Source organism: Nitratireductor basaltis (assembly GCF_000733725.1).
Classification (GTDB): Bacteria; Pseudomonadota; Alphaproteobacteria; order Rhizobiales; family Rhizobiaceae; genus Chelativorans; species Chelativorans basaltis.
This window is the reverse complement of sequence record NZ_JMQM01000001.1, coordinates 288,025-306,575: the sequence shown is the minus strand read 5'-3', so window position 1 is coordinate 306,575 and position 18,551 is coordinate 288,025. Positions and strand designations below refer to the sequence as shown.

The following is an 18,551-nucleotide window of genomic DNA, read 5'->3' as shown; positions in this document are numbered from 1 at the left end:
ATGCGTGCAGAACTACAAAACGAAGATGCACATCTACACATTCCGATTGAGGGCATGTCCTGCGCTTCCTGCGTGCGCAGGGTGGAAACCGCAATCGCCCGCGTGCCGGGTGTCGTCAAAGCATCGGTCAACCTGGCGGCCGAAGCCGCAGAAGTGGAAATCGCGCCAACGGGAGACCGGTCTTCCGTCATCGCGGCGATCCGGAGCGCAGGCTACGAGGTGCCTCAGGACTCCGTAATCCTGGAGATTGACGGCATGACGTGCGCATCCTGCGTTCGCAGGGTCGAGCAGGCTCTTCTTGCAGTCCCCGGTGTGACTGGTGCCTCGGTCAATCTCGCGACAGAAAGCGCCAGCGTCCACACCGAACGAAACGTCACGGCAAAGACGCTCCAAGATGCGGTGGCTTCGATAGGCTACGATGCACGCGTGAAGGACAATGTCCGCAGCGCTGCAGAGCATGGTGCGCGCAAGAAGGAGATCGAATTCTCCCGCCTCAAACGCGACTTCCTGACAGCGGCGGTTCTCACACTTCCTCTATTCCTGCTTGAAATGGGCTCCCATTTCATACCCGGCATGCATGGCTGGCTGGGAGGAACATTCGGGCATGCCCTCTACATCTTCTACTTTGTACTTGCGACCATCGTGCAGTTCGGTCCCGGTCTGCGTTTCTACAGGAAAGGCGTGCCTTCCCTCATCCGGCTGACGCCTGACATGGACTCCCTTGTGGTTCTGGGGTCGACTGCAGCCTGGGCATATTCGACCGTGGCGGTATTCGCACCCGGCGTGCTTCCTGCGGGTACGGCGAACATTTACTTTGAAGCATCCGCCGTGATCATCACGCTGATCCTTATGGGTCGTCTGCTTGAAGCGCGTGCGAAGGGCCGCACCGGCGAGGCAATCAAGCGTCTCATGAACCTGCAGGCAAAGACCGCCCGGGTGGAGCGTGATGGCGAATTCATCGAAACCGAGCTTGATGCCGTTGTAGTGGGTGACGTCATCCGTGTGCGCCCCGGGGAGAGCATTCCTGTAGATGGTGAGATCCTTACCGGTTCGTCCTTCGTGGACGAGGCAATGATATCCGGTGAAGCCGCACCTGTTTCCAAGGGAGAGGGTGACGAGGTCATTGGGGGCACGATCAACAAGACAGGAAGCTTCACCTATCGCGCAACAAAGATAGGTGCCGATACCGTCCTGGCGCAGATCATAAAAATGGTCGAGACGGCGCAGGGCGCGAAACTGCCCATCCAGGCAATGGTCGACAGGGTCACGGCATGGTTCGTGCCAGCGGTCATGGCTGCGGCATTGGCAACATTCCTGGTATGGCTGATCTTCGGTCCTGAACCTGCGCTGGGATTCGCGGTGGTGAACGCGGTCGCGGTTCTGATCATTGCCTGTCCGTGCGCAATGGGCCTTGCCACCCCGACTTCTATAATGGTCGGCACGGGACGGGCCGCGGAACTGGGCGTGCTGTTCCGCAATGGCGACGCTCTGCAAAGCCTGCGCTCCACCGGCATTGTCGCGCTGGACAAGACGGGCACGATCACCCTTGGGCGCCCTGCCCTGACAGATTTCGAGATTGTCGCGGAGCACGATCGCCCGAGGCTCTTGTCGCTTATCGCATCTGCCGAGGCCGGTTCCGAGCATCCTGTTGCAGAAGCAATCCTGGAGGCTGCGCGCAAGGAGGACATTCCACTTAATCAGGCCGAAACATTCAACGCAATCGCGGGCTTCGGCATTGAAGCCATGATCGACGGGCAAAACGTGAATATCGGTGCCGACAGACTGATGGAGAAGCTTGGCATAGATGTCAGCCCATATGCTGACGTCGTCGCAAAGCTGGCTGGCGAGGCCAAGACACCGCTCTATGCAGCAGTCAACGGCAAACTCGCTGCGATCCTGGCTGTTGCGGATCCGATAAAGCCGTCGAGTCCGGCCGCAATCGATGCGCTTCACAAGCTCGGTCTGAAGGTGGCCATGGTAACCGGTGACAACCGGCACACTGCAAAGGCCATCGCCAGCCGACTTGGCATTGATGAAGTGCTTTCAGAGGTACTTCCTGACGGCAAGGTGGACGCCGTGAAGCGCCTGCGCGAGGAACATGGTGTCCTGGCCTTTGTCGGCGACGGCATCAATGATGCGCCAGCTCTCGCGGAAGCCGATATCGGCATTGCAATCGGAACAGGCACGGATATCGCAATCGAAAGCGCCGACGTGGTCCTCATGTCAGGTGATCTGCGCGGTGTCGCCAATGCCCTGGGACTTTCTCAGGCAACCATCAAGAATATCCGGCAGAACCTGTTCTGGGCATTCGCCTACAATGCAAGTCTGATCCCGGTTGCCGCAGGCCTGCTCTACCCTGTAACGGGCACCTTGCTCTCACCGATGCTGGCTGCTGGCGCGATGGCGCTCTCGAGCGTCTTCGTTCTGGGCAACGCCCTCAGGCTGAAACGCTACGAGGCACCGCTCGCGGCAGGAGAACGCCCATGAATATCGGCCAGGCAGCAGATGCATCGGGCGTATCGGCCAAGATGATCCGCTATTATGAAGAGACAGGCCTCATCCGGGCTGCAGAGCGGTCATCCTCAGGCTATCGGGTCTATTCCGACGAGGACGTGCACACGCTGCGTTTCATCCGCCGCGCACGCGATCTCGGTTTCTCCGTGAAGCAGATAGCGCTTCTTCTTGGGCTTTGGCAGGACAAGAACCGCGAAAGTGCCCAGGTGAAACAGGTGGCGCTGGAACATATCGCGGAATTGCAGACGAAGATCGAGGAGCTGCAGCAGATGATCGGTGTGCTCAGTGAGCTTGCAGACAATTGTCAGGGCGATCACCGTCCCAACTGCCCGATACTGAAGAAGCTTGAAGCGTAAAGAGAAAGTGGCGCCGACATCCCGGCGCCACTTCTGCAATGGCGATAGGCAGCTTTGTGGCTATCTGTCTCCAATGCTCATGAAAACGGGCGCGTTGGCCTTGGTTGAGAGTTCCAGCACATCATATCGTGCGGAGGGATCGTTACCCATACCGAGCGACCCCATCGGCATGCCAGGCACGGCAACGCCACGGATCTCCGGACGTTCCAGGCGGAGCTTCTCTAGAGCTTCGAGCGGCACATGGCCTTCAACGACATATTTGCGTCCATCTTCCTCCAGAACCGCAGTATGGCACGATGCCATTTCGTCGCTGACGCCGGCATTCTTCTTGATCACTGACAGGTCGTTGAGATCCTGCACCTCAATGGAGTAGCCGGCTTCCTCAAGAGCCTCGACCCATGCGACACAACACCCGCAGTTCGGCGTCTTGAAGACAGTCATCACCGCTTCGGATGCCAGTGCGGGGCCAGCAGCGCCAACAGCAATAGCTGCAAGGAGCATTTTCAATTTCATGACGTGGTTCCAATCGAAATGGATAAGCTGTGTGAACTGAAGAGTATCTCGGCTGGAGCCGATGGTGCAGTCTTCAGCGTGCTGATGTTGAGGATCCCGCACCAAATGCGGGCTCCGCATCTCAGGACCGCGGTGGGCGCTCCAGATCTGCGCTCAACTTCTCGAGTTCGAAGGAAACCGGATCGTCCGGTACGTGATGGGAGGATTGCCGGTAATCCGGTGCAAGAGCACGCAATGAAAGCCATGCACTGCACATGACACCGCCACAACAGCTATCGGCCGCGGCGGGATCATGGCCCTCGCGCTCATGGAACTGCTGACCAATCTGGACATGGCAATCTGCAGGCGGGGGAAGATGCGCACTTGCCGGGCATTCGGCCATCAAACCGTACGGATCGCCAACTGTGGCTGCAGCCATGGGCGCAACCGTTCCGGCGAATAAGAAAACGACGATCAAGATCAGCCGCTGCAGCAAGCCCGGATCCTTTGAAGGAACAGTATCAGATGCAAGCTAGCAACAAATGGGGCAAGACTGCGACCCTGATGATGAAAAAGGACCCGCAAAAGCGGGCCCTCGGAACGTCATCAAGGCGTCTCAGTGGGCCGGACGGCCATCGGATTCAGCTTCGAAACTGACCGCGACATCCGCATTTGCCGACAGGCGCACCGTTTCACCTTCAACTTCGGAAACCAGGCTGAGCGGGATGAAATGGTGATGACCTTCATGCGAGCCCTCCCCGCTGTCAGCCTTGGTCAGCTTGATGCGATCGCCTTCCACGCGATCAACTGTACCGACATGCGCACCATCTGCGCCAATGATTTCCGCGTGTTCCTTGATCTGTGATTTGTCGACCATTTTCTGCTCCTCATATCTGGTAGGTGCACAACGCGTTCGCGCGAAGTTCGATCCTGAAAAAAACGCCGCACCATGAAGGTGCGGCGGAGGAGGAGGAGCTGGGAAACGTGTCTAGCGGCATTGCCTGCGCGGACCGCCACCATAGGGCTGGTACGTGTTGTCAGCGACACGGTAGGAGCGATAGCGCTCGAAGCACGACTTGATGTGATCCACCGCCTGGCTGCGGCTGCGCTGCACAGGTTGGGCCTGCGACAACTGGGCGACCGAATTCGCTCCCGTGTCTGCTGCAGCCACCACCCGGTTGTTCAGGCTCTGCGCCTTGATCTCGTCTGTAAATGGTGAAACGCATTCGCGTTGTCCGCCACTATAGGGCGTGTAGCTGTTGGTGGAGCGACGATAGGAACGGTATTTGCGGTCGCACCAGGCGACATGTTTTGCAACCAGCTGAGGATTGGGACCCGTCTGTTCTTCCCGTGCATCCTGCGAGACAGAGGCTGTCTGCATCGCATCAATGTCCTCGGGCCCTTCGGAGGCACTGGCTGAAGCGACCAATGTTGCAGAAACGCGACCCTGATCCTCATCCGCGGAGGCCACCTCGCGCTCGCCTTCACTCTTGTTCTTCTTCACCACCTTCGGCTCTACCGTCCACGGCACACCCGACTGCGGTCCCATATCTTTGGTGGGATCGACGGTCTCTGTCGCCAGCATGTAGATCGCAAGTGCAGCGCCGCTGGCGAAGACCGTAGAGGACGCGATGAAGCCGCCCATAATTGCCATCAAGATCTTCACGGTTCCCTCCTTGCACTGTTGAGGCAAAATGATGGCAAGGGCTTTCCGTTCCCGAAAATTTCGTGGCAAATCATCATTCTGCAGCCATAGCGCAGGGCAAACCGACTAATATTCGCGGAATGCGCGTGCCATGCTGTCTGTTATGGGCTTGGCCAGATACTCGAAGAACGTGCGCTCGTGCGTCTGGATGAGTATCTCTGCAGGCATGCCGGGCGTGGGCGCGAAGCCCTTCACGCGCTGTAATTGCTCGTTCGGGATCTCCACCCGGGCAATATAGATGTCTTTTGCGGGCGAAGTCGCCGAGGCTGTGACTGCATCGGCAGAAACATACATCACTTCCCCTTCCAGCACCGGTGTCGTTCTCTGATTGAGAGCGCTGAGCCGTATTGACGCGGCCTGCCCAACCCGCACTTCGTCGATCTGCATGCGCGGGACCTGCGCCTCGATGATCAGGGCTTCGTCGGAAGGCAATATTTCCATGATCGCCCTGCCGCTTTCAATCACGCCACCGGAAGTATGGTAATAGCTTCGAATGACGATGCCGGTGACCGGCGCCTGTATCGACGTGCGCCCCAACACTGCACGCGCACTGCGGATCTGCTCTCGCACCGTGTCGAGATCTGCCTCGACGGCCTGGATCTCGTCATAGGCTGCTTTCTGCGCCGCATCGCGAACCTGCGCGATCTCCATCCGGTACTTTGCAATCTGTGTCTGGGCGATGCGTCCTTCGGATTCAAGCTGCACGATGTCGCCATCGGCATCAGCTATGGCGCGCTCCAGAAGCCTGATGGAAGAGCGGGTGACGATGCCCTTCTTGAGCAGGCTCGACTTTGAATTGAACTCGTCCGTCAGGATTTCCTGCTGCCGGCGCATCGAGGCGACCTGAGCGTCAATGCCCTGAAGCTGGAAAGTGAGCGCCTGGATGTTCTCCTCCAGAAGGCGGACCTGGTTCGTCTGCTTGATCAGGGCTGAAGAGAATATCTCTTTCTGGCTGTTATGGATTGCGGCAATATCGGCATCGGCCAGATTTTTCACGATCGCCTCAGGCGGATCATAAACCTCATCTCCATGCGCCTGTGCCTTCAGACGTGCCAGCATTGCCTGCAACCGCAACTGTCGAAGTTCAAGCTGGCGCACATTGGCCAGAGCGGCGGTTTCATCAAGCCGGATCAGCTCCTGCCCTTCGCGCACGGTATCACCTTCATGCGCCAGAATTTCCTCGATCACACCACCTTCCAGGTGCTGGACGATCTTGTTCTTGCCCGTGGCAACGAAGCTTCCCGGCGCGATGATGGCGGAGGCGAGCGGAGCGAAACCCGCCCATGCGCCAAACCCGCCGCCCACAAGCATCATCAAGGCCAGTCCGACAATCGTCTGCTTTCGGATCGAGCGCGGTACCTCGGCATACCATTCATTTACGTCGGTTCTCTGTAGCTGTTTTCCACCCATCAGTTCCCCTCCCGAGGAGCTCCGGGCACCTGACCCTGCTCCTGTCCTTTTCCAGTCAGCACCTGAAGCACCTGCTGGCGCTCGCCGAACATCGCCACCGTTCCCGAATTCAGGACAAGGATCTTGTCCACGTGATTGAGCAGGGAGGTGCGCTGCGTGATCGTCACCACGGTGATCTTCTGGCTCTTTGCGTGAGCAAGTGCCTTCGCCAGCGCAACCTCGCCCGGACTGTCCAGATTCGAATTGGGCTCATCCAGAACCACCAGCCGCGGATTACCGAAAAAGGCCCGCGCAAGGGCAATGCGCTGCTTCTGGCCGCCGGATAGCGGCGACCCGTCACCGGCGACGAAAGTCTCGTAACCCTGCGGGAACGACGCGATCATCTCATGTACATCCGCAAGCGCGGCTGCTTCATAGATCTGCTGGTCACTCGCATCGTCGCGCATTCGCGCGATATTCGCCTTGATCGTCCCGGGAAAGAGCTGAACGTCCTGCGGCAGGTAACCAATGTTTTCGCCGAACTGCCGCTGGTCCCAATTTCGCAGATCCATGAGATCCAGTCGCACATTGCCCGAGGTTGGCAGGATCGACCCGACCAGCATCTTGCCGAGCGTCGTCTTCCCCGAACCCGAATTGCCGATAACCGCAAGTGACTCACCGGGCATCAGGGTGAAGGAAATGCCGTTCAGAATGACCTTCTTCGTCGGCGGGGGAACATAGAGGACCCGATCCACATCAAGCCGACCCTGCGGTGCGGGCAGGAGCAAACGCTGGAAGTTGAAAGGCGAGGACTGCAGAAGCGCGCGCACCCGCTGGAAGGAGGCACGGAATTGCGTGAAGCTGTTCCAGCCCTCGATCGCGCCCTCGATGGGTGTCAGGGCCCGGCTTGCAATGATCGATGCCGCAATGACCATGCCGCCGGTCATTTGCCCGTCAATGGCCAGATAGGCGCCCCAGCCGAGCATGCTCACCTGTGTGAGCAGGCGGAACGACTTCGAGATGCTCGCAAGCGCGATGTTTCGATCCTGCGCCCTCACCTGGGACTTCAGGGAAAATGCCGTGTCCCGCCCCCAGATTTTGACTGCCTCCGGGATCATGGCCATCGCATTGATGATCTGGGAATTGCGCGACATGGAGTCGACGTGAAGCGTGGCGCGGCTGAGAAAGCCGTTGGCCTCTGCGAAATGCTGTGCAGTCAGTCGCTGGTTGACCATTGCGATGCACATCAACAGAATCGACGAAGCAATGACTATCGTTCCCAGATGCGGATGGATGAGGAACACGGCCAAAACGAACAGAGGCGCCAGCGGCACGTCCAGAAACGAAAGCAGTGTTCCCGACGTGATGAAGCTACGGATCTGCTGCAGATCGCCCAGCACCTGATAATCCCGCGCAGTCCCGTTCAACGAGGTGCGCGCCGCTGCAGCAAGGATCGGCGCACCCAGCTGGGCACCCACCTCGACTGCGGTGCGCATGAGGATGAAGCGCCGTATGGCATCGAACACCATCTGCAGAACCACTGCAGCGGCGACCACGATTGACAGCATGACCAGCGTGTCGACAGAACGACTGGTCAGTACCCGGTCGGAAATCTGGAAAAGATAGATCGGGATCGCCAGGACAAGAACATTCGTCATGACGGTAAAAAGCATCACCACGACGATGTTCTTGCGCACTGCCGTGAGGCCGCTCTTGTAGGAGACGGCGAAGTCGGGCATCTCGACGCGCTTTTGAAAACCGCCCGACGGTCCGCCATTGCCTCCGCCGCCCGTGGGGGGACGCCCGGATCCACCGCCACCACCATTGCCCTGCCCGGGCTTCGGCGCGCGCGAAAGCGGCCCGGTGTCACCGTCGATAAGCGGTCCAGTTCGTTTTTCCCTCTGGGGAGGAACGAACTTGTCATCTCTCGAGACAGTGTCGGGCTTCGGTTCGGCGCGCGCGGTTTCCTGGTGCGGCGGTGCGGAACGCTCGACATGCGGCGCTCGTACGGGTTCGCTTCCCCGCGCCTCCGAAGGCCCGTTTGCATTGGAAGAAGCAGGATTTGCTGCGCCCGGTTGCTCCGGCTTCAGGCGATAGACCTTCGCAGTCTCGGATCTTGGAGCGGGAGCCGCAGCATGGTTGTCACCTTTCTCCGTCCCCCCCTCCTTTCCTGCCAATGCGTTGAGCTCGCGTACGGCAGCGTCTATCTCGGCCATGTTTTCAGCAACCCCCTCTGCCTCGCCCAGCGCCCGCCCTTGCGGCTCCTCCGCGGACGTCATGGGCATCTCTGATCTTTTGAAGGCCATCATTCTCAAGCCTCTGGTCGCCGTCAGGCCAACATGGTCTGCAGCACATCATTGTTGCTCATCGTGTCGATGCCCGTCGGGATGGCCGGAAGCTCGACATCAACGTTCGGCTCCTCCGTCACATCGAGGAACGCGACAACTTCGTTTGCGAGTTTGGTTGCCGGATTGGAGAACTGGTCGACGGAAACATCCACCAGCTCTGCCTGCACGAGCACGGCGTCGGAATAGATCTTTCCACCGACCTGCGCGATCTGACCGACCATGTCGTAGTCGACAATGGCAGCCTTGTTGGCGAGCACATTGCTGCCGGTCGATACGGACCAGCTGGTGCCTTCGATATTTGCGACCGTTGTCTGATGTATCGCCAGCTGATCCGCGTCACCGACTATGTTGATCTGCTCGATCACCCTAAGGTCGAACACGTTGCCCCTGATATAGAGAACATCCATGGCCGCGATTCCTGCGAAGGCAGGATCGCTGTTGAATCCATCCGGCATCTTGTTGTTGCCACCGGCCAGATGTTCCGCAGCCTGCTTGTAATGCCCGGTCAAGCCGGTTTGCCATTTGCCAGCGCCGATATTCAGGATCGACGCCTCGTTCCAAAGCAGATTGTGACCGCTGTCGACCTTCACGGAATTTGAGCCCGTGCCGCCCGCATGAATCACGTCGCTGTCGAGCAGGATATTGGTCTGGTTGATGATATTGCCGTCATAGATTGATCCGCCAACGACCACGAGGTCATAGAACCGGCCGATATCCGTGAAGCTCAGGCTGTTGTAACCTTCGTTTGCGCCGGTGGAGAAGTTTGTCCAGGTACCGATGGAAGTGAGTACCTGCGTGTCATGGTCCGATGTGAAAGAGTATTGGCTGATCCAGTCCATGAAATACATGTCATCGTCGAAATAGCTGACATTCCAGGACGTTGGCTGCGCCTCACCTTCATAGAAAAGCGCGCCCGTATGGGTCTCGTAATCGGTGTTGGTGACCTTCGCGATGTTCTTGACGATATTCCCACCCGGTTGAACTGTCTTGGCGGAAGCCGCAGCACTGGCAGCCAATTCGCCGCCGAAGCTGTCATTGTCGCGCAGGACATTGGTCTGAACAATTGCGTCTATGGCGCGGTAGTCACCCGAGACGATCAGCGAGCCGGGTGCCAGCCCCGCATTAATGATCGTCACCTCGTTGATGCTCACATTGCCGCCGCTTGAGATATCCATGCTCATCGGAGTCTTCGAGGCGTCGATGGTGATGGAAGCAGAGCCCTCGTCAGCGGTCACGGTGACACCTGGCGTCTCGGATCCCGCCGACAGTTCATCGCCGGAAGCGACGGAAAGGAGAGACGCATCATCTTCGCCTTCATCCGCGCCCTGCAACGCTTCGATCTCAAGAAGAAGATCGGGCTCTTCATCACTTGCCACGCCGTTTATGTGCTGCCCCTCGACACCGGCGCCATGAGCGACATGGACATCCCCCATATGCTCGAAATGAAATTCCTCATAGAACTGTGCAGCTTCGGTGACTTCACGGAAAATGGCCTCGACCTCTCCCACCGGACGGAGGCTTGTTGCGTCCGCGATTGGTGCGGAGACGGAAATCGCCTGCAGGACCAGGCTTTCGAGTTCATCATGCGAGGCTGTTCTGTCGACCGGTCCTTCCGTTTCACCGTCAACCACCAACACATCATCGTCATGCAGCCGGTGGATCTGTGACACGAACATGATCGTGGAGCCTGGTGGCTCGTAGAACGGCTCGAGTTCCGGATCTGCGAAGGCGGGCAATGCACCGCTATGGGGTTGGGGAGGCAAAATTTCTGGCACAGGCGGAAGATCGACATTCACGAGCTCTATCGTGATCTTCAGATCGCCTTGGCCTTCATAGGTTTTATAATCGGGAGGCGAATAGTTGTTCTCCTCGCCATAGGGATCAAGCCGCAGTTTTTCGGCGAATGGTGCCGGTCTTGCTTCGGGAGCGGGATCTTCCTTCTGCGCCGCCTCTTTCCGTCTGAAATCATGATAATCCGAGCGGAAACGCAGATCTTCCACGCCGACGTGAAACAAGCCGATAAAATGGGCCACAACCTCGGTGATATGGTCACTAGGAGTAAACAAGGCGGGCCTCCCGGAGGATTACGCTGAAAAAGATGCGGCCCGCGCGGATTCGCGCGGGCCTTTCTTGCAGTGGCGATCAGATGCTGTCGCCGGATGTGGAATTGTCGTCCATTGAACCACCGACGACCGTTGCGTCGAATGCGTTCTGCTGCAGGTTTGCACCCATTACGACTTCCATGGTGAAGGCCGTACCGTTGGAGGTTGCCCGTGCATCAGCGATAGCCGTGATATCGGTATCGTTGTGCCCACCGGTGGAGTTCTGTCCACCTACGCCGTCCCAGCTACCAGCTACATCAGCCTTGTCGGCATAGGCCTGGGTATTAAAGCTTCCACCGTTGTTCTGCTGGAAGTTCTGCAGATTGTCGTGGTCGACAATATCGGCGACCTGGCTCACTGCGAATGCAGCGTTGCCGCCGCCGCCACCGAAAGCGCCATTGAAGACGTTTTCGAAGTTCACATCGATCTCACCAAATGTCTGGCTGGAGTCGTTGTTGGAATCCGACACCGACTTGTCGTTGAACGCATCCGTCAAGGCGATATCCAGATCCAAGTGAGTGGAAGCGTCGTTGTTGGAGTTGTTCGTCGAGTTGTTCGAATTGTCGTTGCCGGAGTCGGTCATCTGCGAATTGTCGTTGTGAGAATTCGCCATGTTGTGTGAATCGTTCGTTGAATTGTCCGAACTATCGTTGTTCGAGTCATTCGTGGACGAGTCATTGAACGAGTCCGCAATCGCCACATCAAGATCGACATCCGTGGAGTTGTCGTCGTTAGACGAATTGTCGTTGTTGGAGTCGGTCGTGGTGGAGTTGTCGTTGTTGGAGTCATTCGTCGAATTGTCGGAATTGTCGTTCCCGGAGTCGGTGGACGAATTGTCCGAGCTGTCGTTGAACGAATCCGTCATGTCCTCGCCCATCGCATAGGCAGTGTTGTTCTGCCAGGTGCGTGAATCGTCGGAAGAATTGTCGTTCCCCGAGTCATTGGTCGAGTTGTCGTTCCCAGAGTCGTTGGTCGACGCGTCATTGTTTGAGTCGGTCGTGTTACCCTGGTTCGAATTGTCGGAATTGTCGTTGTTCGAATCCGTGGCATTGCCCTGGTTCGAGTTGTCGGAGTTGTCGTTCCCCGAATCCGTGGCATTGCCCTGATTGGAATTGTCGTTGAACGAGTCCGCAAGGGCTACATCGAGATCAACATCCGTCGAATTGTCGTCATTTGACGAATTGTCGTTGTTGGAATCGGTATTGTTGCCCTGGTTCGAATTGTCGTTTCCCGAATCGCTGGTGGAATTGTCGTTGCCAGAGTCTGTGTTGTTGCCCTGGTTCGAGTTGTCATTCAGCGAGTCCGTGAGGGCGACATCGAGATCAACATCCGTCGAGTTGTCGTTGTTGGAATCAGTGGCATTGCCCTGGTTCGAATTGTCGGAGTTGTCGTTGCCGGAATCGTTTGTCGAATTGTCATTGCCGGAGTCGTTCGTCGAGTTGTCGTTGTTAGAATCAGTCGCCGAACTGTCCGAGTTGTCATTTCCGGAATCGTTGGTGGAGTTGTCGTTGTTGGAGTCGGCAGTAGAGTTGTCGTTATTGGAATCAGTCGCCGAACTGTCCGAGTTGTCGTTTCCGGAGTCGTTGGTGGAATTGTCGTTGTTGGAGTCGGCAGTAGAGTTGTCGTTGTTGGAATCGTTCGTCGAGTTATCGTTGTTCGAATCCGTCGCATTACCTTGGTTGGATTGATCGTTGCCCTGATTGGAATTGTCATTCAGGGAGTCTTCGTTCTGAGGGCCGTTCACGGCCGAATTGGTGAATTCCATCGTTCCATTCCTCACTTGAAGCTGTGAGCGGAACAGGCAGCGCCTTCACGCATCTGTTAAGAAGACATGGTGCCTGCAGCTCGGCTGGAGCCGGCCCCTCCCGGGCCATGGCTTGCGGAAGTGAGGATCACCGCTTCGTGAAGCTTCTTAAAGTTAGCAATGAAGGCTAGTCAGATAGTGCTAGCGAATGCCGGATATTCGGGGAATGCCGCACTCAACAAGACTATGGAATTTATCAGGCTCACATGAGCTTGGCCGGCGGTGGTGCGCATGAGGCGTTTATGCGGCGGCCTACATGTTGGATCGAAAACCGGTTTAAACGACCCTACAACCGGGCGCAGGGTCATGAGCTGCCAGGCGCACAAATAATAGCGATCAAGCACGAAGACACATTCAATCTATATTTCAATAACTTATGAAAACCGTACTTTACGGTACACTTGGGTAATAAAGTAAACTATGTGACTTATATTTTTTCGCGTAATGGAGTGAGGATTAACTTCAGGTAGAAAGCCGCATCGGGCTAACTCGCCGCCCAACCTGCGGAGTAACAAAATTCACAGAGAGCGTTCTCGGTCGCAATTTTGTATCACAAAAAACCTTTTCGGCGGACAATTATTCCACTCATGTGCCCTCTCCCGGCTACACCTCTTCCCTGAAAGATTTAGTAAGCAACGTATAGATTTACCTAAAAAAATCACGCGCGAGTCACGCTTGTGCTGTTAATATCTTGTTAACTACTGAGTTGGTTGCAGTACGATGTATGTGGGTGTTTAGGAGAACGTCATGCTGTACGGGAAGAGCAACGCCGCGAATACGCAGCATGGATTAGTCGCAGACAACGAAAATCTGATCATGCTTGTTGCGCCACGATCGACCCTCTTCCAGGGGTTGGCGCATGCCCTTGATGAACACATTGATGGTTGTCGCATCAGCTTGGGCGCAGCTACCGATGTCGCTTCATCGCCAAGCGATTCACTTCAGCTCGTACTTCTTTATATCGGCAGGGACTGCGATACCCGCAGCACGGTCAGCGCCTGGCGCCGGAGGCTCGGCGACACGCCTATCGCCATAATCGTTCATGACATGGCATCGGTATGCGATGAAGTGGAGCAGATGCTACAGGACGGGCAGCTGCAGGGGATTTTGCCGCTTACGCTGAATCTTGAGGTTTGGCTGTCGGTCGTGATGCTGCTGCTTCACGGCGGTGAGTACTTGCCGATCCGCCATGGAGAACTGCACGAAGAGAGCGATACATCTCCGATGCAACCATTCGAGCAGGAAACGGATGCGCGCCCTGATGGCGATGATATCGCGGACATGGAGCTTGCCCCGGCACCTGAACTCGCAAAGCTGACGCATCGCGAGCAGGAAGTGCTCGAACTGCTGTCGCAAGGCTATCAGAACAAGCTGATCGCGCACCGCATGGCGCTGTCGCAGCACACGGTGAAGGTGCACGTGCACAATCTGCTCGCAAAGTTGCGCGTGACAAATCGCACGCAGGCGGCTGCAAAGTTCCGGCAAAGCGCTCCGCGCCCACGTCACACCGCTCTGCGCGATGTCGACGAGAGCGAGGAACGATACGCGCGGTGATGCCATGCGCAACGATGAGATATTACTGCTGATTGGCAGATTGAACTATGCCTGGACGAACACCGAGAGCCTGCTCATCTATGTTCTCTCCTTCTTCATGGGAGGGCGAAAAGACGTCGCCGTGGTGACATTCCTCACGCTGAACACCTCGCGTGCCCGCTTCGATCTCGTCGAACGCCTGTTGAAACTGGATGGAACGGAACCGGAGATCCGGCACAGTCTTGTGCCGCTGATGAGCCGGATGAAGGCAGCCGCGAAGGTCCGCAACAAATACAATCACTGCATTTACTCGTTCGACGAACACGGGGAGATCGAAGCCACCCAACTTATGCGCATCGCTGATTTCAATGATACGCTTCGCTATGGGAAGATGGAGATGCTCGACGATGAGGAACTGAAACGGATCGAGACGACTGTGCGGGAGGTGGTCGAGATCAATAAAGGAATTCTGGATTTCATCGAAGAACGAAAAATACCGATGTGATCCATATGTCCATTGGGCCGGTGACAGACCGACCGGGAGGAGGAGGGGCAAATTGGAGAACGGAAGGCCGAATGCACCACCCGGTGCAGAAATCGCTCTGAATACCCTTGGCTTTTGCAGCTTGAGCGCTGGCAATGCCATCGTTTCGAACGTCCCCTCGAATTTTTACCGCATCACCACCTATCTATACCTTGCAGGTGAGCCGCACATCGCCCCACGGCAAAGGATCAGCAGCCTGTTGTGGCCCGAAGCCCAGACCGAAAGTGCCAACGCCAATCTGCGCCAGAGCCTGGTGCGCATCAGACGCCTTCAAGGCGACCACCACTTCAAGCTGATGGAGATGAATTTCTCGCTCGTTCACCTTACACCAAGCCCGGTCGCCTGGGATCTCGAGGATTTTCTGAACGCGTGCGACCACTATGACGAGCAATCTCTGCTTGTCCTTTGCTCAAGCTATGGCGGCGATCTGCTTGCCGATATCGGCGCCTCCAGCACCGAGTTCGAGGATTGGATGCAAGAGCAACGCAGCCGGCTGAGGGGTCAGTTGCTGGCTCAACTTTCCCGCGCGCTCGACGATGAGGAAATTTCGCCCGAAACACGGACGGTCTGCGCAAGAAAGCTGCTGACGGTAGATCCCTGCAATGAGCGTGCATTTCAGGTTCTGATGGAAGAAGCTGCACATAATGGCGACATGATGCGCTTGCAGCAGCTGTATGAACGATGTGAGCGCCAGTTGATGAACGAGTTCGGCGTCCGAAGCTCCAGCGACACGCGGCAACTCTATGCCCGCCTTGCAAATGGGGGCCTGCACCCGCCTCTCAGGTCATAGATTGCCGTTCGAGAAATGCCGATTCAAGCGCCGTGCGCATGGGTTTGCGCCTCCATTCCTCGTCATATGGCAGCCCCCTATTATCGCGGCGGCCGCCATCCTTGTAGCGAAGCCAGGAAAACCTGTCGCTCAAACCCCAGGTGGTGACCGAACCGACATTCGGGAACTGAAGTGCAATGTCCATGTATCGACGCACTTCGTCGGCGACTTTCTGGTCCCGCACCTCTACTTCCCCGCCGGTTTCATTCTCGCGCACGTCCAGTTCGGTGATGGAGATACCAAGGCCCAGATCCGAAATGTCACGCATAAGACCGTAGACACCTTCCCGATAGATCGTGCCCTTGCGCAGGTCGAGATGTGCCTGCAGCCCCACACCGTCAATCGGCGCACCCCGGTTCTTCAACCGCTCCAGAAGACGCAGCAGGGTGAGGCGGCGCTGTCCTTCTTCGGGTGAGAAGTATTCCAGCCCATACTCATTGATATAAAGGCGGGCCTTCGGTGCCGCGTCTCGAGCGGTCCATAACGCCCATTCGATGTAGTCCGGGCCGAAGACATGCATGAACTGGTTCTGCCGCAAACCATCACCGCGATCGCCGATTTCGATCGGCTCGTTGATCACATCCCATTCATCGATGATGTCGCCATAGCGCGGTATCACCGTATTGAAGTATGACCGCACCAGGTCCCATTCCCGCGTCTCTTGCAGCATCGCGTTCGCCCATTTCGGCACGCCCTGGTGCCACAGAAGCGTATGACCACGCATGCGTTTGCCGTGCGTGCGGGCGAAATTGGCCACCGCGTCTGCTGTCGAGAAATCATGTCGGTCCGGGTTTGGCGCCAGATTGTCCCATTTGAGCGACCACTCAGGCGTGATGGAGGCGCATTGCGACAGCGTTACGGCGCGCGCCTTGGAGCTGGTTTTCAGCATTTTCTCGGAGAAGGCTGAGCCATACATCCGATTGATCGAACCCGCTGCCAGCTGAAGCGAAACCCCCTGTGGTTCCTCCTCCAGCACCTGTTCCTCATCGCGGGAGGACCGCATGCATGCGCTGAATGATGGCTGGCAGGCGGTAGCGGCAATACCCTGCAAAAAGCGGCGTCGTTTCACCGTCCCATCCCGATAATCTGGTGCCTGAAAATCTTGGTGGACGGAGGATAATGGCTTGCTGGAAACGAGAAAATACACCGGAAGGGCTAGCCCGCTTCTAGTCCGGTCTAGCCTTAACTCCATACTTTCAACCCTCCCCTAAGTACCGGATAATTCACGTTCTTCTTTAGTGAGGGTACGGTCATGAAGACGTTTCTGAGCATCGCAGCTACCGCTGCGTTTGCGGCCATACAACTGTCTGGCGCCACTGCTGACACGGCCGGCACCCGCGTGACGGTTCAAATAGCCGGCGAGGCTTACGAAGGTCAGCCCGAATTCGAAGTCAGGTTCGGTGGACAGGTCATCGGACGTGGCGAACTGACCGCTGGCATAGACACGGTTTCGGAAGGCCGTCTCTTCTTCAGTCCGGATCCTGACAAATATCTGGAGACCTTCGAGTTCATGGTCTCCGACAAGGACTTCCAGCGCAACGCGGCCCTGACCGTTCACCTGATGAATGATCGCTTCAAGGAAGAAGCCTGGGGACGTGACCGCAATATCTTCATCCGTTCGATAACCGTGAACGGCAAGAAGGTCTTTTCCCGAAATCTGCAACTGGAGACAGACGCGAAACCGGAAAAGGTGGATTATCAGGCCGGCCTCCTGCCGGTCTACCGCCAGAACCAGCGTGCAGTTGCACAACCACCTGCGGGCGGTTGGCCTTCCCCTGACGGCCGTACGAGCCGCCTTACAGTCCAACCTCATATCCCCGCAGCGGGAGGCTGAGCCCTCCCGTGATCTGGCAGCCTGCGATGGAGCCCGTCAATGCACATCCCCACCCCCACTCCTTCAAAAGCTGCCAGATCACCTTTTCACAACAAGGTGGTCTGCGTGACCGGCGGAGCCGGCTTTGTCGGCTCGCATATGTGCCGAAGACTGTTGAAGGATGGTGCTCATGTAACCTGCCTCGACAATCTTGATACGGGACGCCACGGAAACATCGCCGCCCTGGAAGCGCGGACCAGCTTCAGCTTCATCCAGCATGACATCAACGACCCGCTTCCCCCCGGCCTGCCCGAATTCGATTATATCTTCAATCTGGCCTGCCCGGCCTCTCCCGTTCACTACCAACGCGACCCCGTATTTACCGCGCTCACCTGCTCCCGCGGCGTCTTCAATCTTCTGGAACGGGCACACCGCGACGGCGCGCTTCTCCTGCAGGCTTCCACGTCGGAAATATACGGCGATCCGCTTATCCACCCGCAGCCGGAGAGCTATTGGGGGAATGTGAACAGTTGCGGCACCCGCTCCTGTTATGACGAGGGCAAACGCTTCGCGGAGACGCTGATACGCGATTTCGGCACCAGATATGGCGTTCCCATCCGTATCGCCCGCATCTTCAACACCTATGGCCCGCATATGCAGTTCGACGATGGTCGCGTGGTCTCCAATTTCGTCGTCCAGGCGCTCAAGGGACAACCGCTGACGATTTACGGCGACGGTTCGCAAACACGTTCCTTCTGCTATGTCGACGACCTTGTTGAAGGTCTGCTGCGCCTCGCCGCAAGCCGCACGACCGGACCCGATCCGGTCAATCTGGGGAACCCTGAGGAATTTACCGTCGGCGAACTTGCCGAGCTTGTTCTCTCCTCGACCGGCTCCCTGTCCCCTCTCGTCCATCGTCCCCTTCCTCAGGACGATCCCAAAAGACGAAGGCCCGACATCACCCGTGCGAAGAAGATCCTGGGATGGGCCCCGGCCACACCTCTCTCCGCCGGGCTGCTCCAGACAATCGATGAATTCCGCCAGCGGCTGGAGCTTTCCCTGCCACTGCGCACGGCCCCGGCCGCCGCCAGAGAAGTACGCGCCTGCTAACAACAACAAAAG

At 57.3% G+C, this 18,551-nt stretch carries 16 protein-coding genes; 7 read left to right on the top strand and 9 right to left on the bottom strand.

From position 1 onward, the window contains the following. Window positions 1-2,487, top strand: coding sequence for a heavy metal translocating P-type ATPase (locus EL18_RS01415; protein WP_036483642.1), 2,487 nt, complete (start codon window positions 1-3; stop codon window positions 2,485-2,487). Further along, entirely contained in the window at window positions 2,484-2,870 is a 387-nt protein-coding gene (gene cueR / locus EL18_RS01410) for a Cu(I)-responsive transcriptional regulator (RefSeq protein ID WP_036479024.1), read from the top strand. The genes EL18_RS01415 and cueR overlap by 4 nt, the downstream gene beginning before the upstream one ends. Before the next feature lie 60 nt (window positions 2,871-2,930). Here cueR and EL18_RS01405 read toward each other — a convergent pair whose 3' ends face one another. From EL18_RS01405 to EL18_RS01370, 8 genes are all read right to left on the bottom strand, one after another. Further along, a complete protein-coding gene (locus tag EL18_RS01405; protein WP_036479021.1) occupies window positions 2,931-3,383 on the bottom strand; it encodes a DUF411 domain-containing protein in 453 nt (150 codons plus the stop codon). A 121-nt stretch (window positions 3,384-3,504) separates the two neighbouring features. Beyond that, a complete protein-coding gene (locus EL18_RS01400; protein WP_152552930.1) occupies window positions 3,505-3,801 on the bottom strand; it encodes a hypothetical protein in 297 nt (98 codons plus the stop codon). A 177-nt stretch (window positions 3,802-3,978) separates the two neighbouring features. Further along, entirely contained in the window at window positions 3,979-4,239 is a 261-nt protein-coding gene (locus EL18_RS01395) for a DUF2171 domain-containing protein (protein ID WP_036479014.1), read from the bottom strand. Window positions 4,240-4,350: 111 nt separating this feature from the next. Then, window positions 4,351-5,028 carry a BA14K family protein gene (locus EL18_RS01390; RefSeq protein ID WP_152552929.1) on the bottom strand — a complete coding sequence of 226 codons (678 nt, stop codon included), beginning with the start codon at window positions 5,026-5,028 and terminating at the stop codon, window positions 4,351-4,353. Window positions 5,029-5,133: 105 nt separating this feature from the next. Then, window positions 5,134-6,477 (bottom strand): HlyD family type I secretion periplasmic adaptor subunit, encoded by a 1,344-nt coding sequence (locus EL18_RS01385; RefSeq protein ID WP_036479011.1) that lies wholly within the window; start codon window positions 6,475-6,477, stop codon window positions 5,134-5,136. Further along, entirely contained in the window at window positions 6,477-8,672 is a 2,196-nt protein-coding gene (locus EL18_RS01380) for a type I secretion system permease/ATPase (protein WP_244444566.1), read from the bottom strand. The genes EL18_RS01385 and EL18_RS01380 overlap by 1 nt, the downstream gene beginning before the upstream one ends. A 113-nt stretch (window positions 8,673-8,785) precedes the next feature. Further along, the gene (locus EL18_RS01375) at window positions 8,786-10,870 is read right to left on the bottom strand and encodes a hypothetical protein (RefSeq protein WP_036479008.1); all 2,085 of its coding nucleotides are present in this window, start codon (window positions 10,868-10,870) and stop codon (window positions 8,786-8,788) included. 76 nt (window positions 10,871-10,946) lie between these two features. Beyond that, window positions 10,947-12,671, bottom strand: a complete 1,725-nt coding sequence (locus EL18_RS01370; RefSeq protein WP_036479005.1) for a hypothetical protein — start codon at window positions 12,669-12,671, stop codon at window positions 10,947-10,949. A 786-nt stretch (window positions 12,672-13,457) separates the two neighbouring features. Between EL18_RS01370 and EL18_RS17195 the strand changes: the two genes are divergently transcribed. The 3 genes from EL18_RS17195 to EL18_RS01355 are packed head-to-tail and all read left to right on the top strand — an operon-like array spanning window position 13,458 to window position 15,577. Further along, window positions 13,458-14,264 carry a response regulator transcription factor gene (locus EL18_RS17195; protein ID WP_051913640.1) on the top strand — a complete coding sequence of 269 codons (807 nt, stop codon included), beginning with the start codon at window positions 13,458-13,460 and terminating at the stop codon, window positions 14,262-14,264. A 4-nt stretch (window positions 14,265-14,268) separates the two neighbouring features. Next, window positions 14,269-14,748: a hypothetical protein gene (locus EL18_RS01360; protein WP_036479002.1), complete on the top strand. Its 480-nt coding sequence runs from the start codon at window positions 14,269-14,271 to the stop codon at window positions 14,746-14,748. Between the two features lie 52 nt (window positions 14,749-14,800). Next, entirely contained in the window at window positions 14,801-15,577 is a 777-nt protein-coding gene (locus tag EL18_RS01355) for an AfsR/SARP family transcriptional regulator (RefSeq protein WP_036478999.1), read from the top strand. On the opposite strand, the gene EL18_RS01350 is transcribed toward EL18_RS01355, so the two are convergent. Then, entirely contained in the window at window positions 15,567-16,619 is a 1,053-nt protein-coding gene (locus tag EL18_RS01350) for an endo-1,4-beta-xylanase (RefSeq protein WP_051913638.1), read from the bottom strand. The two genes, EL18_RS01355 and EL18_RS01350, sit on opposite strands and share 11 nt — an antisense overlap. Before the next feature lie 249 nt (window positions 16,620-16,868). On the opposite strand from EL18_RS01350, the gene EL18_RS01345 reads away from it, so the two are divergent. Together EL18_RS01345 and EL18_RS01340 are read left to right on the top strand one after the other, a co-directional pair. After that, complete coding sequence (locus tag EL18_RS01345) at window positions 16,869-17,450, top strand: carbohydrate-binding domain-containing protein (RefSeq protein WP_036478997.1); 582 nt, start codon at window positions 16,869-16,871, stop codon at window positions 17,448-17,450. A gap of 39 nt (window positions 17,451-17,489) precedes the next feature. Then, window positions 17,490-18,539 carry a UDP-glucuronic acid decarboxylase family protein gene (locus EL18_RS01340; protein ID WP_051913636.1) on the top strand — a complete coding sequence of 350 codons (1,050 nt, stop codon included), beginning with the start codon at window positions 17,490-17,492 and terminating at the stop codon, window positions 18,537-18,539. Window positions 18,540-18,551: the final 12 nt, after the last annotated feature.

Bases quoted from the DNA above. Each gene is read 5' to 3' on its own strand.
- EL18_RS01415 (WP_036483642.1), top strand. From the start codon at position 1: ATGCGTGCAGAACTACAAAACGAAGATGCACATCTACACATTCCGATT.
- cueR (WP_036479024.1), top strand. From the start codon at position 2,484: ATGAATATCGGCCAGGCAGCAGATGCATCGGGCGTATCGGCCAAGATG.
- EL18_RS01405 (WP_036479021.1), bottom strand. From the start codon at position 3,383: ATGAAATTGAAAATGCTCCTTGCAGCTATTGCTGTTGGCGCTGCTGGC.
- EL18_RS01400 (WP_152552930.1), bottom strand. From the start codon at position 3,801: ATGGCTGCAGCCACAGTTGGCGATCCGTACGGTTTGATGGCCGAATGC.
- EL18_RS01395 (WP_036479014.1), bottom strand. From the start codon at position 4,239: ATGGTCGACAAATCACAGATCAAGGAACACGCGGAAATCATTGGCGCA.
- EL18_RS01385 (WP_036479011.1), bottom strand. From the start codon at position 6,477: ATGGGTGGAAAACAGCTACAGAGAACCGACGTAAATGAATGGTATGCC.
- EL18_RS01380 (WP_244444566.1), bottom strand. From the start codon at position 8,672: ATGGCCGAGATAGACGCTGCCGTACGCGAGCTCAACGCATTGGCAGGA.
- EL18_RS01370 (WP_036479005.1), bottom strand. From the start codon at position 12,671: ATGGAATTCACCAATTCGGCCGTGAACGGCCCTCAGAACGAAGACTCC.
- EL18_RS17195 (WP_051913640.1), top strand. From the start codon at position 13,458: ATGCTGTACGGGAAGAGCAACGCCGCGAATACGCAGCATGGATTAGTC.
- EL18_RS01360 (WP_036479002.1), top strand. From the start codon at position 14,269: ATGCGCAACGATGAGATATTACTGCTGATTGGCAGATTGAACTATGCC.
- EL18_RS01350 (WP_051913638.1), bottom strand. From the start codon at position 16,619: ATGCGGTCCTCCCGCGATGAGGAACAGGTGCTGGAGGAGGAACCACAG.
- EL18_RS01345 (WP_036478997.1), top strand. From the start codon at position 16,869: ATGAAGACGTTTCTGAGCATCGCAGCTACCGCTGCGTTTGCGGCCATA.
- EL18_RS01340 (WP_051913636.1), top strand. From the start codon at position 17,490: ATGCACATCCCCACCCCCACTCCTTCAAAAGCTGCCAGATCACCTTTT.